This window comes from Phytobacter ursingii (genome assembly GCF_001022135.1).
Classification (GTDB): Bacteria; Pseudomonadota; Gammaproteobacteria; order Enterobacterales; family Enterobacteriaceae; genus Phytobacter; species Phytobacter ursingii.
The window spans coordinates 2,696,049-2,710,530 of sequence record NZ_CP011602.1 but is presented as its reverse complement, the minus strand read 5'-3'; the positions used below and the strand labels follow the sequence as shown (position 1 = coordinate 2,710,530).

Here is a 14,482-nt window from a genome sequence, read left to right as displayed (position 1 = left end):
TACCGTGATGTATTATGCTATGCAGCTTTATGTATTATATTTTGTACTCTTCGTGCACTATTACTGCTGACGCTTTTATCGGTGACATACTTGGCAATATCACGTAACGCTTGGTTAAATGCAACCACTGTCACCGGTTTTGCTATAGATTTGACTCTATTAGAATGGCTTTGAAATATAAATTCGTCCTCAGGGTATAATGAACGGCGTTTCTGGATAATATGCCTTACAGGATTCTCAGCCAGCAAATGAATAATTCCAGATTTTTTTAATGGTGAACCTGACTCTGAAATATCTTCAAAACGCAACGCCACCAACTTTCCGACACTCAATTGAGTGTAATAGATGCTAACCCACAAATCAGCCCATGTGTCACTGACTTGCCTCAGTCTGCTGTTGATGGATAAAAAATCAGCAAACGTTAACTCATCTGCTTTAGCCACTAAAAAACACCCTTATTTCTACACTAATACCGCTCTCCATGACGATAAATATAAAATACACAATAGAATTAAAGAGGTAAACCTGCGGCTTATAAAAAATCCTTCACTAACTCGCGAATCAGATTACAGATTTGCATGTGGGGGTTCATTGAAATTTCTATTGTCAGCGAAATAACCAGTCATCCACCGACTCCCGCGTTTCCTGTAATCACCCTGCGCATACTCCTTGTCGCCTTCCTTTTTACATTCAAACCAACCATCAGTACAACAGATAGCCCTGCCATGTAGCCATATCGGTTTAAACATTCTGCTGATGGCTGCTGTCCCGAGGCGAGCATTAATCCATGGTGCTTTATCCCGCCACTCGGGGGCGTAACCCCAGATTACAGGATCAAGATGCAGTTGCTCATCGCGTTCACTGAGCAGGAGAACTTTCGTGCCAGGAGCGACGTTAAACCGGCCAATTGGCTCGGGGTCAAAAGCTATGTCGCGTTCGGCCTCTTCGGCGAGGTAAGCCAAGTATTCTTCGCGCGTCTGCGCCTGGGCAAATCGTCCGCACATATGCACCTCCAGCCAGTTAGACTGAAAGTATAGGAGATGGAACTATGTCGAAAACATACAGAAGGATCTGGAAGGCGCTATTGTTCGTTGGCAGGAATACATAATTCATGAATTTTTGCAGCGGAGGAGAATTGCTCATTTAGTTAAGAAAAGTGTTGGTATATGAAGTGTCGATAAGCCCGTAATTAGTTGATTTTGTTAATTACAAAATAACACGGTTATACCATGCGTGATTTATAAGTGTATGATTTAATTGTAAATTGAATCGGTCTCGAAAACCGTAGTAGGGGCAACTCTACCGGGGGTTCAAATCCCCCTCTCTCCGCCATTATTCAATCAGTTACGCGCCTCGCTTTCAACGACTCTCGTCACAGATGTTTTTCACATTACTCCAGTAAATTTTATAATTACATGCTTTATTTTGCGGCACGTCTGTACTTTTGCCAGAAAAAAAAGCCCGCTTACAGCGGGCAAAAAGTTCAACTTTCAAGTAAATTCGCGACAAAAGTCGTCACAAATGCAGGATATCACGAAATCCATTGGAAATTTTTGAACAAACAGTAAACATAAAAAAGCCCGCCAGAATAGGGGGCGGGCTGTGATAAAAAATCAAAGATTAGATAAGCGTGGTGCTGTTAGCACAGCAAGAAAAGTATAGTACAGCCGGTTCGCTTTTCAACCGATCTCAGGAAGTTTATGTGGGCTATCAATGAAACCAGTCGTCCGCTGATTCCCACGTCTCCTGTATCTCCTCCTGCACGTACTCCTGATCGCCTTCCTTGTCCTTCGAACGTAGAACAGCCAGACCACAATTGCTGACGTTATTCGTTAATCGGGCAGTAAGCGATAAGCAACATAACCAGGTTCAGTAGCCGGCTCATAACCTTGCACTATAGCGTTGATTAATTTGAACTAAACTTTTTTATTTCTAAAGGAAGTATGTTTTGCTTTCCATGCAGAGTGGACTGACACGCCTTCTCCTTAGCTAAAAGTTTCGTCTGGCCACTGCCGGTGAAGGAAATTGTAATGGATATAGCGCTAAAAATGGCGAGGTATAACCTGGTTTTTTATCAGGGGGTTAGGGAACTATTCCTCAACAAGCCAAAATTCAGCCTCTTCAAACATTTCCTCGATCATGCGGTTGAGCCGCTCTTTCTCAGTTTTCGTACAATCACTGTTCAGCGCGTTCACCTGCATCGGCTTAACTCTCACATCTGCTCCGGGGAAAATCTTGTGAACCCTCTTTGTCAGTTCAGCCAAGATGATGCCTTTCGCGCCGGGTAAATCCTCAACATTTCTTTTGTCGTAAACGAGTTCAACGAACATAGCTACCTCAGCTAAATTACTGGTTGTATATACAGTTATTATTGACTGGGTGTTTATACAGTGTCAAGTAATCGCTCATCAAGCAGCGAATCTGTGGGGTGTTTTCGACTAGAGGTTTAGCGCGAGGCCTTTATCCGTCTGGGCTACAGAGAATTGTCTATGGGGCACCAATGGGGCATTTACCATCGGTGAAAATCGCTAAAGTTCGCAAATATGAAATTCGTTTAATCAGTCCAACCGTGATTTACGGTGCTCCTGGACGATATTTGTCGATTTTAAAAATTACTATTTCATGTTACTAAAATGTAGCATAGTGAGCTTTTCTCCCTGAAAAGATGAACATTCTGCGTGGCGGGAATTACGCAACAGGAATAGACTGGAGACGTAACCAAACAGAAGATGCTAAAGGTTTTTTATGACACAACAGCCACAAGCCAAATACCGCCACGACTACCGTGCGCCGGATTACCTGATTAGCGATATTGACTTGACCTTTGACCTGGATGCCGCAAAAACCGTTGTCACTGCGCTGAGCACTATTTCACGTCATAGCGCCTCGCCAGTGCCATTGCGTCTGAATGGCGAAGACCTGACGTTAGTGTCAATCCATGTTAACGACCAGCCGTGGACACAATATAAAGAAGAAGACAATCACCTGGTCATTGACGGCCTGCCTGAGCGATTCACATTGCGTATCGTTAATGAAATCAGTCCGGCTGCGAACACTGCGCTTGAAGGTCTCTATCAGTCCGGCGATGCGCTCTGTACTCAATGTGAGGCAGAAGGTTTTCGCCATATTACCTGGTATCTGGACCGCCCGGATGTTCTGGCGCGATTTACCACTAAAATCATTGCCGACAAAACCGCCTATCCGTTCCTGCTTTCTAACGGTAACCGTGTGGGCCAGGGCGATCTGGAAAACGGTCGTCACTGGGTACAGTGGCAGGATCCTTTCCCGAAACCTTGTTACCTGTTTGCACTGGTTGCGGGCGATTTTGATGTTCTGCGCGATACCTTTACCACCCGCTCCGGGCGTGAAGTTGCGCTTGAGCTCTTTGTCGACCGTGGCAACCTTGACCGCGCGCCCTGGGCGATGACCTCGCTCAAGAACTCCATGAAATGGGACGAAACCCGTTTTGGCCTCGAATACGACCTCGACATCTATATGATTGTCGCCGTGGACTTCTTTAATATGGGCGCGATGGAGAATAAAGGCCTCAATGTCTTTAACTCCAAATATGTGCTCGCCCGTACTGATACTGCGACCGACAAAGACTATCTCGATATCGAACGCGTCATTGGTCATGAATATTTCCATAACTGGACCGGCAACCGCGTGACCTGCCGCGACTGGTTCCAGCTCAGCCTGAAAGAAGGGCTGACCGTGTTTCGTGACCAGGAGTTCAGCTCGGACCTGGGTTCCCGTGCGGTAAACCGTATCAATAATGTTCGCACCATGCGCGGGCTGCAATTTGCCGAAGACGCCAGCCCGATGGCGCATCCGATTCGCCCGGATAAAGTTATTGAAATGAATAACTTCTACACCCTGACGGTGTATGAGAAAGGGGCTGAAATCATCCGCATGATCCATACCCTGCTGGGCGAAGAGAATTTCCAGAAAGGGATGCAGCTCTACTTTGAACGTCACGATGGCAGCGCTGCAACCTGCGATGATTTCGTTCAGGCAATGGAAGATGCGTCAAATATCGATCTGTCCCATTTCCGTCGCTGGTATAGCCAGGCGGGGACGCCGATTGTCACGGTACACGACGATTATAATCCGGCGACCGAGCAGTACACGCTCACTATTAGCCAGCGTACGCCGCCGACAGCGGAACAGCACGAGAAACACCCGCTGCATATCCCGTTTGACATTGAGCTTTATGATAATGAAGGCAAGGTCATCCCACTGCAGAAAGACGGTCACCCTGTGCATCACGTGCTGAACGTTACCCAGCCGGAACAGACGTTTGTCTTTGATAATGTCTACTTCCAGCCGGTACCGTCCCTGCTGCGTGAATTCTCTGCGCCGGTGAAACTGGAATATAAATGGAGTGACCAACAACTGACGTTCCTGATGCGTCATGCCAGCAATGATTTCTCTCGCTGGGATGCCGCGCAGAGCCTGCTGGCGACACATATTAAGCTCAACGTTGCCCGCCATCAGCAGGGGCAGGCACTCTCATTGCCACTGCATGTTGCCGATGCATTCCGCGCGATCCTGCTGGATGAACACATCGATCCGGCGCTGGCTGCGGAAATTCTGACATTGCCGTCGGCGAATGAGATCGCCGAATTGTTCGACGTTATCGATCCGGTTGCCATCGTGGCGGTACGCGAAGCGCTGACCCGCACGCTGGCTACCGAGCTGGCAGATGAAGTGCTGGCCGTTTATAACGCCAACAAGCTTGATACCTACCGCGTGGAACATGCGGATATCGGCAAGCGTGCATTACGTAACACCTGTCTGCGTTATCTCGCCTTCGGCGACGCGCAGCTGGCCGATAAACTGGTAAGCGAGCAATATCACCATGCTGACAACATGACGGATGCGCTGGCGGCGCTCTCCGCCGCTGTTGCCGCACAGCTGCCGTGCCGTGACGCGCTGATGCAGGAATACGATGACAAATGGCATCAGGACGGTCTGGTAATGGATAAGTGGCTGATTCTACAGGCGACCAGCCCGGCAGAGAACGTGCTTGACACCGTACGCGGTCTGCTAAAACACCGTTCATTTACAATGAGCAACCCGAACCGTGTGCGTTCCCTGATTGGCGCGTTTGCCAGCAGCAACCCGGCAGCATTCCATGCGCCAGACGGTAGCGGCTATCAGTTCATGGTCGAAATGTTGACAGAATTGAACAGCCGCAACCCGCAGGTGGCCTCGCGTCTGATTGAACCGCTGATTCGTTTAAAACGTTATGATGCGAAACGCCAGGAAAAAATGCGTGCGGCGCTGGAGCAACTCAAAGCATTGCCGAATCTGTCGGGCGATCTGTTTGAGAAGATCAGCAAAGCGCTGGCATAGCGTTCAGCGGGCAGATCATGCGTGATAACAAGCCGGGTTAGCGTGTACAGCGCGACCCGGTTTTTTATTACGACGCCCTGGCGACATTTGCAATATGAGCGCCGATCGTGGGCACTTGCGTGTCGCGGCGATGTAAGGCCTGCCAGAATGTTTCCAGCGCACCGTCCAGCCGCGTCTGCAAATTCGCTGTGAAGTGGGGTTTATGTTGATAATCCACCACCTGGCTGTCATCGGCGAAGACGCCATGCAAAATTTCCTGGGCTTTCAATGCGCTCAAAACCGGCTTGAGCGCATAATCCACCGCCAGCATATGTGCAATGGTGCCGCCGGTCGCGAAGGGGAGGACGACTTTGCCTTCCAGCGCGCGTTCCGGGAACAGATCAAGCAGGGTTTTCAGCGCGCCGGAAAAGGACGCTTTGTACACCGGGGTGGCGATGATCAGCCCGTCAGCCTCGGTTAATTGTTCGAGCAGTGTCTGCAAGGCAGGGCTGTCGAAACGGCCATAAAGCAAATCTTCCGGGACAAAGTTATGCAAATGCCAGTGGCATACTTCAACGTCAAGGGCCGCCATGCGTTCACGCGCATATTCCAGCAGAGCGCTTGAGCGGGAAGGGTAGCGCGGGCTTCCCGCCAGGGTAACAACTCGCATATTCACTCCTTATAACCATTTGCTTCGCTTTATCAGGTATTGATAGCAATATGCTCAGTGTCGCAGAGGTTTTATATTCCGCTAAATGATTTTTTCTGCGAAAAAGCGTTAAAAAAAGAATATACGGGCAACGATGAGAAAACGATTGCGTCCAGTTGACCTTTTTTTGCCCCAGGTCAATTCCATTTCTTCACCTAATCAAAGATAATACGCCCCCGGTTTGCACACCGGGAATCCAGGAGAGTTCATGTACTACCCCTTCGTTCGTAAAGCCCTTTTCCAGCTCGACCCTGAGCGCGCTCATGAATTTACTTTTCAACAACTACGCCGCATTACGGGTACGCCGCTGGAAGCACTGGTGCGTCAGCGTGTGCCGGAAAAACCGGTACAGTGCATGGGACTCACGTTTAAAAATCCGCTGGGACTTGCCGCTGGCCTCGATAAGAATGGTGAATGTATCGATGCGCTGGGTGCGATGGGATTTGGCGCGATCGAGATAGGTACCGTGACGCCGCGTCCGCAGCCTGGCAACGACAAGCCGCGTCTCTTCCGCCTGGTCGACGCCGAAGGGTTGATCAACCGCATGGGCTTTAACAATCTGGGCGTTGATAACCTGGTTGAGAATGTGAAAAAAGCGCATTTTGATGGCGTGCTGGGTATTAATATTGGCAAAAATAAAGATACGCCAGTTGAAAACGGCAAAGATGACTATCTGATTTGTATGGAAAAAATCTATGCCTATGCCGGTTATATCGCTATTAATATTTCCTCGCCGAACACGCCGGGCCTGCGAACATTACAATATGGCGAAGCGCTGGATGACCTTTTGAGCGCCATTAAAAATAAACAGCAAGCTCTTCATCAGACCCATCATAAATATGTTCCTGTTGCCGTGAAGATCGCTCCGGATCTTTCCGAAGAAGAATTGATCCAGGTGGCCGACAGTTTAGTTCGTCACAATATTGACGGCGTCATTGCCACCAATACAACGCTGGACAGAAAACTGGTTCGGGGAATGAAAAATTGCGATGAAGCGGGTGGATTAAGTGGCCGTCCGCTGCAATTAAAAAGCACAGAAATTATTCGACGCCTGTCTCAGGAATTAAATGGCCGCCTGCCGATTATCGGCGTGGGGGGCATCGACTCCGTGATTGCCGCGCGTGAGAAGATGGACGCAGGGGCATCGCTGGTGCAAATTTATTCAGGCTTTATATTTAAAGGCCCGCAATTGATTAAAGAAATCGTTACCCATATCTGATCTTTTACCCACTATCAGACAACCAGGGCTTTATTTCCGGTCCTGGTTGTTTTATATTCCGTGATTGTTGCTAATTTGTACATTTTAGTCTTTGCTTATTTAGCGTAATAAGCGAAACGGCACAGGATGAAAAAGGCAAAAGGATGTTTACGGGGAGGGGAGAAAGAAATGCGAATTAAACCTGACGATAATTGGCGTTGGTATTTTGATGACGAGCACGATCGTATGATGCTCGATCTGGCCAATGGCATGTTATTTCGCTCGCGCTTTGCCCGCAAAATGTTGACTCCGGATGCGTTTTCCCCCTGCGGGTTTTGCGTAGACGATGCCGCCTTATACTTCTCCTTCGATGAAAAATGCCGCGACCTGATGCTCTCAAATGAGCAACGTGCCGAACTGGTGCTTAATGCACTGGTGGCCATTCGTTTTCTGAAGCCGCAAATGCCTAAAAGCTGGCACTTTACCAGCTACAATACGCCGTGGTCTCCCTGTGCGGGCGAAGCCGCGAGCGTCGTAATGAGTGACAGCGGCGAAGAGGTTAGTTTGCTGGTGGTTGAGCCGGGTGAAAATGCCGCACTTTGCCTGCTGGCGCAGCCAGGGGTTGTTATCGCCGGTCGTACCATGCAATTAGGCGATCCCATTAAGATCATGAATGACAGGCTGAAACCGCAGCTCAGTGCCGCCAGTTTCAGCTTTGAACAGGCCGTTTAACTTTCCAGGCGAACTGAGGTTTTCGGTACGCAGCTGCAACTCAGGATGGAGCCATCTTGCGCGATAGCTGATTTTTTCAACGGGCTGACCTCACCCTCAATCAGACGAATGCGACAGCAGCCGCAAATGCCCGCCCGACAGGAATAGGGCACGCGTATCCCCTGATTCTCCAGTTGCTCAAGCAAGATTTGCTGATTGTTCCCGCGAAAACTTTGCCCCTGCCAGACAATATCCACCACGTCCTCTGTTTGCTGTTCTTGTTCTACAGACTCAACAGACTGTCCTGCGCCATAGGGTTTAGCGGGTGCGCGGGAAAGGACCACTACCTCATCACCTACCCGAACGACCCCACTATTGCGGGCAATTAAGTTCTGACCGAAATCAACGTCGCCATTATCTTGCGCAGTGCGAAAACGGGCGAGTGTCGCCAGCGGTTCACCAGTGGGATGTTTTTGCCCACGTTCGGGACTAACAGTGGTAAAAACACAACGACTGCACGGTTTCACCACGTCAAAGACGACGTCGCCGATGCGTATTACTTTCCAGGTGTCTTCTTCCCATGCACTAGCGCCGGTGATCACCAGGTTGGGGCGAAACTGCTCCATCTGTACACTTGCCGGGCAACGGTTTTGTAAATCACGCAATGAGGCTTCGTTGGTCAATAAAAACGGAAAGCCATCGGCAAACGAGAGCGGAACATCCTCGTAACGTTTTACCCGGCGCGTGGTTTGCGGCCCCACCCAGCGAAGCTGAACGTCTCGTGCAAAAAAGCCGCTGAGCCACTGATTGATGGGTTCTGGCGCAACCCGGGCAGTAAAATGATTCCCCCACACTTCCGTTGGCGCACTCTGAGGCGCAAAATCATTAAAACGCACCACGGCGCTGCTGCCATCGGGTGCGGTTAAATGCAGGCCATCCGTCAGGGGAGAGGGGAGAAAGCGTACCATCTGCGGGAATTGTCGCGCAGTAATAAAGGTGCCATCCGCTTCGGTCACCATAAAAATGCGATCAAACGATAATCCGCTGGAGTCTGCCAGGGCATGCGTCAGGCCAATACCACGCATGGACTTCACTGGATGGATAAAAAGACGCGAAAGGGTTGCCACGTCATTTCCTCTGTGAACGAAAATAAGCCCTCAACTTTATGACATGAACGCCAGATTGGCTATAATGCGCAACAATTTTCTTCATCGATAAGTGATTTTATGATTTCTCTGTTTGCCAGTACGGCCCGTGGGCTGGAAGAGCTATTAAAAACTGAACTGGAGAACCTGGGCGGGCAAGAATGCCGGGTGGTTCAGGGGGGCGTCCATTTCCATGGTGACACACGGCTGCTTTACCAAAGCCTGATGTGGAGTCGTCTGGCCTCGCGCATCATGATGCCGCTCAGTGAGTGTAAGGTTTACAGCGATCTGGACCTTTACCTCGGCGTGCAGGCGATTCCGTGGACGGAGATTTTCAGCCCGAATGCCACCTTTGCGGTCCATTTTAGCGGCCTGAATGAAGAAATTCGCAACAGCCAGTATGGCGCGTTGAAAGTAAAAGACGCCATTGTCGATAGCTTTACCCGCAAAAATCTGCCGCGTCCGAACGTTGATCGTGAATCACCGGATCTACGCATCAACGTCTGGCTGAATAAAGAGACGGCCAGTATTGCGCTCGACCTGAGTGGCGAAGGTCTGCACTTGCGTGGTTACCGTGACGGCACAGGTATGGCGCCAATCAAAGAAAACCTCGCTTCGGCGATTGTGATGCGCTCTGGCTGGCAGCCGGGTACGCCGTTGCTTGATCCGATGTGCGGTTCCGGCACCTTACTGATTGAAGCGGCTATGTGGGCGACCGATCGTGCGCCAGGCTTACACCGCAGCCGCTGGGGCTTTGGCGGCTGGGCTCAACATGATGAGGCAATCTGGCAGGACGTGAAAGCCGACGCGCAGACCCGTGCACGGGCTGGGCTGGCCAATTACACGTCGCATTTTTATGGCTCCGATAACGATCCTCGCGTCATTGAGCGCGCGCAGCGTAACGCCCGTCGTGCCGGGGTTGGCGAGCTGGTCACTTTCGACGTAAAAGATGTGGCGCAGTTAAGCAATCCGCTGCCGAAAGGGCCGTATGGCACCGTTATCAGCAACCCGCCGTACGGCGAGCGTCTGGAAAGCGAACCGGCGCTGATTGCCCTGCACAGCCTGCTGGGACGGACATTGAAATCGCAATTTGGCGGCTGGAATCTGTCGCTGTTCAGCGCCTCTGTCGATTTACTTAACTGCCTGCAATTGCGCGCTGACCGCCAGTTCAAGGCTAAAAACGGCCCGCTGGATTGTGTACAGAAAAACTATCACCTGACGGAAAACACGGGCGAAGCAAAAGCGCCGGCAATGGCCGAGGATTACGCCAACCGCCTGCGTAAGAATCTTAAGAAGCTGGAAAAATGGGCGCGTCAGGAAGGCATTGAATGCTATCGCCTGTACGATGCCGATCTGCCGGATTACAACGTGGCTGTCGATCGCTACGGTGACTGGGTGGTGGTGCAAGAGTACGCGCCGCCCAAAACCATCGATGCGCAAAAAGCGCGTCAGCGTCTGTTTGACATTATTGCCGCGACCATCGCCGTGCTGGGGATTGCGCCGAACAAGCTGGTGTTGAAAACCCGTGAACGGCAGAAAGGCAACAACCAGTACCAGAAGATGAGTGAAAAGGGTGAATTCCTCCAGGTTAGTGAATACAACGCCAAACTGTGGGTGAACCTGACGGACTATCTGGATACGGGGCTGTTTCTCGATCACCGTATCGCGCGTCGTATGCTGGGTCAGATGAGCAAGGGCAAAGATTTCCTCAATCTCTTCTCTTATACCGGTAGTGCGAGTGTTCACGCCGGGCTTGGCGGCGCGCGCAGTACCACGACGGTGGATATGTCGCGTACCTATCTGGAGTGGGCGGAACGCAACTTGCGTCTCAACGGCCTGACCGGTCGTCCACACCGTCTGCTGCAGGCTGATGTACTGGCATGGTTACGCGAAACCGATGAACAGTTCGATCTGATTTTTATCGATCCGCCTACATTCTCGAACTCAAAACGCATGGAAGACTCTTTCGACGTTCAGCGCGATCACCTGACGCTGATGAAAGACCTTAAACGTTTGCTGCGCAAAGGCGGCACGATCATGTTCTCAAACAACAAACGCGGTTTCCGTATGGATACTGAAGGGCTGGCTACGCTTGGGCTCAAAGCACAAGAAATTACCCAAAAAACGCAGTCGCAAGATTTCGCCCGTAACCGTCAGATCCACAACTGCTGGCTGATTACCGCAGCCTGAAAGGATAAATAGATGTCATTAATTAGTATGCATGGCGCCTGGCTGTCGTTCAGCGATGCGCCCCTTCTCGATAATGCCGAACTGCATATTGAGGATAACGAACGCGTCTGTCTGGTAGGGCGTAACGGCGCGGGTAAATCGACGCTGATGAAAATCCTCAATCGCGAGCAGGGGCTGGATGATGGCCGCATCGTGTATGAACAGGATTTGATCGTGGCACGTTTGCAACAGGATCCGCCGCGCAACGTCGCGGGCAGCGTTTACGATTTTGTCGCCGAAGGCATTGAAGAGCAGGCGGAGTACCTCAAGGGTTATCACGACATTTCGCACCTGGTGATGACCGACCCGAGCGATAAAAACCTCAATGAGATGGCACGCTTACAGGAACTGCTGGACCACCATGGTCTCTGGCAGCTCGAAAACCGTATCAATGAAGTGCTGGCGCAACTGGGGCTGGAAGCCGACATGCCGCTGGCGTCGCTCTCTGGCGGCTGGTTGCGTAAGGCGGCGCTGGGACGTGCGCTGGTCAGTGGACCGAAAGTGCTGCTGCTTGATGAACCGACAAACCACCTTGATATTGAAACCATCGACTGGCTGGAAGGGTTCCTGAAAACCTTCAGCGGTACCATTATTTTTATCTCGCATGACCGTTCCTTTATCCGCAATATGGCGACCCGTATTGTCGATCTGGATCGCGGCAAACTGGTGACCTATCCCGGCGATTACGACACTTATCTGCTGGAAAAAGAAGAAAACCTGCGCGTTGAAGAACTGCAAAATGCGGAGTTTGACCGCAAGCTGGCGCAGGAAGAAGTCTGGATCCGCCAGGGCATCAAGGCCCGCCGTACCCGTAATGAAGGCCGCGTACGCGCATTGAAAGCCATGCGTCGCGAACGTAGCGAGCGCCGCGAGGTGATGGGTAGCGCGAAGATGCAGGTTGAGGAAGCAAGTCGCTCGGGCAAAATCGTCTTTGAGATGGAAAACGTCAACTATCAGGTGGACGGCAAAGTACTGGTCCAGGACTTCTCTGCTCAGGTTCAACGCGGCGACAAGATTGCGCTGATTGGGCCGAATGGTTGTGGTAAAACCACGCTGCTCAAGTTGATGCTTGGCCAATTGCAGGCCGACAGTGGGCGCATTCATTGCGGTACCAAACTGGAAGTGGCCTACTTTGACCAGCACCGTGCGGAGCTCGATCCGGACAAAACGGTGATGGATAACCTGGCTGAGGGCAAACAGGAAGTGATGGTAAACGGCAAGCCGCGCCATGTGTTGGGCTACCTGCAGGATTTTCTCTTCCACCCGAAACGGGCGATGACACCGGTGCGCGCGCTCTCCGGCGGTGAACGTAACCGACTGTTGTTGGCACGTTTGTTCCTGAAACCCAGTAACTTATTGATTCTCGACGAACCCACTAACGATTTGGATGTCGAAACGCTGGAGCTGCTTGAAGAGCTTATTGATAGCTACCAGGGGACCGTCATGCTGGTCAGCCACGATCGCCAGTTCGTCGACAACACCGTGACGGAGTGCTGGATTTTCGAAGGCGCGGGACGGATTGGCCAATACGTTGGCGGTTATCATGATGCTCGTGGTCAGCAAGCGGCATCGCAGGCGCATAAAGCCGCATCCGGGAAGAAAGTTGCCGAAGTATCGGTTAACAAGGCAGAAACTGTTAAACGAGCCAGTAACAAACTAAGCTATAACCTGCAACGTGAGCTTGAACAACTGCCGCAAAAGCTGGAAAAGCTGGAGGCGGAACTGGAGACATTGCAGGCGCAGGTGGCAGATGCCAGCTTTTTCAGCCAGCCTCACGACCACACGCAGAAAGTACTAGCCGAACTGGCTTCGGCGGAGCAGGCGCTGGAGGAAGCGTTTGAACGCTGGGAGTATCTGGAGGCTCTAAAAAACGGCGCATAACTCAGGAAGTCTGTATGTGTGAACATCACCACGCCACCCGACATATTTTGTGCACCCAGTGCGATTTATTGGTGGCTTTGCCACCAATGCAGCATGGTCATAAAGCGGCTTGTCCGCGTTGCGGCGCGACATTAACCACACAGTGGGATGAACCCAGACAGCGTCCCACCGCGTATGCGCTGGTGGCGCTGTTCATGCTACTACTTTCCAATCTGTTCCCTTTTGTGAATATGAAAGTGGCAGGCGTCACCAGCGAGGTGACGCTGCTGGAGATCCCCGGTGTGATGTTCTCGGAAGATTACGCCAGCCTCGGGACAATTTTTTTACTCTTCGTTCAGATGGTCCCGGCGTTTTGCCTGGTGACCATATTGCTGTTGGTCAATCGCGTGCGGATGTCGCTCCGGGTCAAAACGTTTCTGGCGCGTATCCTTTTCCAGCTCAAGACCTGGGGTATGGCAGAGATTTTTCTGGCCGGCGTGCTGGTGAGCTTTGTCAAACTGATGGCCTATGGCGACGTGGGCATTGGCAGCAGCTTTATTCCATGGTGTCTGTTTTGCCTGTTACAACTGCGTACCATGCAGTGTGTGGACCGTCACTGGCTTTGGGATGATATTTCCCCTGCACCGCTGCCGGTGGCACCATTGCGTGTTGGTGTGGCGGGTATTCACCAGGGATTACGCAGTTGTCCATGTTGCACCGCCATTGTGGCGGCGGACGAACCCCTCTGCCCGCGTTGTCATACCAAAGGCTATGTCAGACGCAGACACAGTCTGCAGTGGACGATGGCACTACTGGTGACGTCTATCCTGCTGTATTTGCCTGCCAATATTTTGCCGATCATGATTACCGATCTGTTGGGTGATCAGATGCCATCGACGATCCTTGCCGGGGTGATTTTACTCTGGAGCGAGGGGTCGTATCCGGTCGCGCTGGTGATTTTTATTGCCAGTATCATGGTGCCAACCTTAAAAATGATCGCCATCGCCTGGTTATGCTGGGATGCAAAAGGTCACGGTCGACGAGACAGTGAACGCATGCACTTTATTTATGAAATCGTAGAATTTGTTGGGCGCTGGTCGATGATTGATGTATTTGTCATCGCGGTGCTCTCCGCGTTGGTGCGCATGGGAGGATTAATGAATATTTATCCGGCCATGGGGGCGCTGATGTTTGCGCTGGTCGTCATCATCACAATGTTTGCGGCAATGACGTTCGATCCCCGCCTGAGCTGGGATCGCGAGCCTGAATCGAGCCATGAGGAGTCGTAAGAAC

Annotated in this window: 11 protein-coding genes and 1 pseudogene; 6 read left to right on the top strand and 6 right to left on the bottom strand. The window is 51.3% G+C overall.

Annotated features, from left to right (window positions below; genetic code table 11):
* Nucleotides 1–17: 17 nt before the first annotated feature.
* The 4 genes and pseudogenes from AB182_RS16280 to AB182_RS16270 form a co-directional block, all read right to left on the bottom strand.
* Nucleotides 18–443, bottom strand: coding sequence for a hypothetical protein (locus AB182_RS16280; protein ID WP_047371014.1), 426 nt, complete (start codon nt 441–443; stop codon nt 18–20).
* Between the two features lie 192 nt (nt 444–635).
* Nucleotides 636–1,004, bottom strand: a pseudogene (locus AB182_RS16275) (SOS response-associated peptidase family protein); the annotation flags it as partial.
* Between the two features lie 706 nt (nt 1,005–1,710).
* On the bottom strand, nt 1,711–1,809 hold the full coding sequence (locus AB182_RS30745; RefSeq protein WP_071845996.1) for a DinI-like family protein: 99 nt from the start codon (nt 1,807–1,809) through the stop codon (nt 1,711–1,713).
* Nucleotides 1,810–2,090: 281 nt separating this feature from the next.
* Nucleotides 2,091–2,330: a DinI-like family protein gene (locus tag AB182_RS16270; protein WP_047371013.1), complete on the bottom strand. Its 240-nt coding sequence runs from the start codon at nt 2,328–2,330 to the stop codon at nt 2,091–2,093.
* Between the two features lie 415 nt (nt 2,331–2,745).
* On the opposite strand from AB182_RS16270, the gene pepN reads away from it, so the two are divergent.
* Entirely contained in the window at nt 2,746–5,358 is a 2,613-nt protein-coding gene (gene pepN, locus AB182_RS16265) for an aminopeptidase N (protein ID WP_047371012.1), read from the top strand.
* Nucleotides 5,359–5,425: 67 nt separating this feature from the next.
* Here pepN and ssuE read toward each other — a convergent pair whose 3' ends face one another.
* Nucleotides 5,426–6,007 (bottom strand): NADPH-dependent FMN reductase, encoded by a 582-nt coding sequence (gene ssuE / locus AB182_RS16260; RefSeq protein WP_047371011.1) that lies wholly within the window; start codon nt 6,005–6,007, stop codon nt 5,426–5,428.
* A 247-nt stretch (nt 6,008–6,254) separates the two neighbouring features.
* On the opposite strand from ssuE, the gene pyrD reads away from it, so the two are divergent.
* Both pyrD and zapC read left to right on the top strand, forming a co-directional pair.
* Nucleotides 6,255–7,265 carry a quinone-dependent dihydroorotate dehydrogenase gene (pyrD, locus tag AB182_RS16255; protein ID WP_047371010.1) on the top strand — a complete coding sequence of 337 codons (1,011 nt, stop codon included), beginning with the start codon at nt 6,255–6,257 and terminating at the stop codon, nt 7,263–7,265.
* A 168-nt stretch (nt 7,266–7,433) separates the two neighbouring features.
* Nucleotides 7,434–7,976, top strand: a complete 543-nt coding sequence (gene zapC, locus AB182_RS16250) for a cell division protein ZapC (protein ID WP_047371009.1) — start codon at nt 7,434–7,436, stop codon at nt 7,974–7,976.
* Here zapC and AB182_RS16245 read toward each other — a convergent pair.
* Nucleotides 7,973–9,082 carry a YcbX family protein gene (locus AB182_RS16245; RefSeq protein WP_047371008.1) on the bottom strand — a complete coding sequence of 370 codons (1,110 nt, stop codon included), beginning with the start codon at nt 9,080–9,082 and terminating at the stop codon, nt 7,973–7,975. The two genes, zapC and AB182_RS16245, sit on opposite strands and share 4 nt — an antisense overlap.
* 99 nt (nt 9,083–9,181) lie before the next feature.
* Here AB182_RS16245 and rlmKL point away from each other — a divergent pair, with 99 nt between their 5' ends.
* From rlmKL to pqiA, 3 genes are read left to right on the top strand one after another with little or no spacing between them, the layout of a single operon-like run.
* Nucleotides 9,182–11,290 (top strand): bifunctional 23S rRNA (guanine(2069)-N(7))-methyltransferase RlmK/23S rRNA (guanine(2445)-N(2))-methyltransferase RlmL, encoded by a 2,109-nt coding sequence (rlmKL, locus tag AB182_RS16240; protein ID WP_047371007.1) that lies wholly within the window; start codon nt 9,182–9,184, stop codon nt 11,288–11,290.
* Between the two features lie 12 nt (nt 11,291–11,302).
* Nucleotides 11,303–13,210, top strand: coding sequence for an ABC transporter ATP-binding protein (locus tag AB182_RS16235; protein WP_047371006.1), 1,908 nt, complete (start codon nt 11,303–11,305; stop codon nt 13,208–13,210).
* 14 nt (nt 13,211–13,224) lie between these two features.
* Nucleotides 13,225–14,478, top strand: a complete 1,254-nt coding sequence (pqiA, locus tag AB182_RS16230) for a membrane integrity-associated transporter subunit PqiA (protein WP_047371005.1) — start codon at nt 13,225–13,227, stop codon at nt 14,476–14,478.
* Nucleotides 14,479–14,482: the final 4 nt, after the last annotated feature.

Excerpts from the sequence above, each read along its gene's own strand:
- AB182_RS16270 (WP_047371013.1), bottom strand. The coding sequence starts at position 2,330 with ATGTTCGTTGAACTCGTTTACGACAAAAGAAATGTTGAGGATTTACCC.
- pepN (WP_047371012.1), top strand. The coding sequence starts at position 2,746 with ATGACACAACAGCCACAAGCCAAATACCGCCACGACTACCGTGCGCCG.
- ssuE (WP_047371011.1), bottom strand. The coding sequence starts at position 6,007 with ATGCGAGTTGTTACCCTGGCGGGAAGCCCGCGCTACCCTTCCCGCTCA.
- pyrD (WP_047371010.1), top strand. The coding sequence starts at position 6,255 with ATGTACTACCCCTTCGTTCGTAAAGCCCTTTTCCAGCTCGACCCTGAG.
- zapC (WP_047371009.1), top strand. The coding sequence starts at position 7,434 with ATGCGAATTAAACCTGACGATAATTGGCGTTGGTATTTTGATGACGAG.
- rlmKL (WP_047371007.1), top strand. The coding sequence starts at position 9,182 with ATGATTTCTCTGTTTGCCAGTACGGCCCGTGGGCTGGAAGAGCTATTA.
- AB182_RS16235 (WP_047371006.1), top strand. The coding sequence starts at position 11,303 with ATGTCATTAATTAGTATGCATGGCGCCTGGCTGTCGTTCAGCGATGCG.
- pqiA (WP_047371005.1), top strand. The coding sequence starts at position 13,225 with ATGTGTGAACATCACCACGCCACCCGACATATTTTGTGCACCCAGTGC.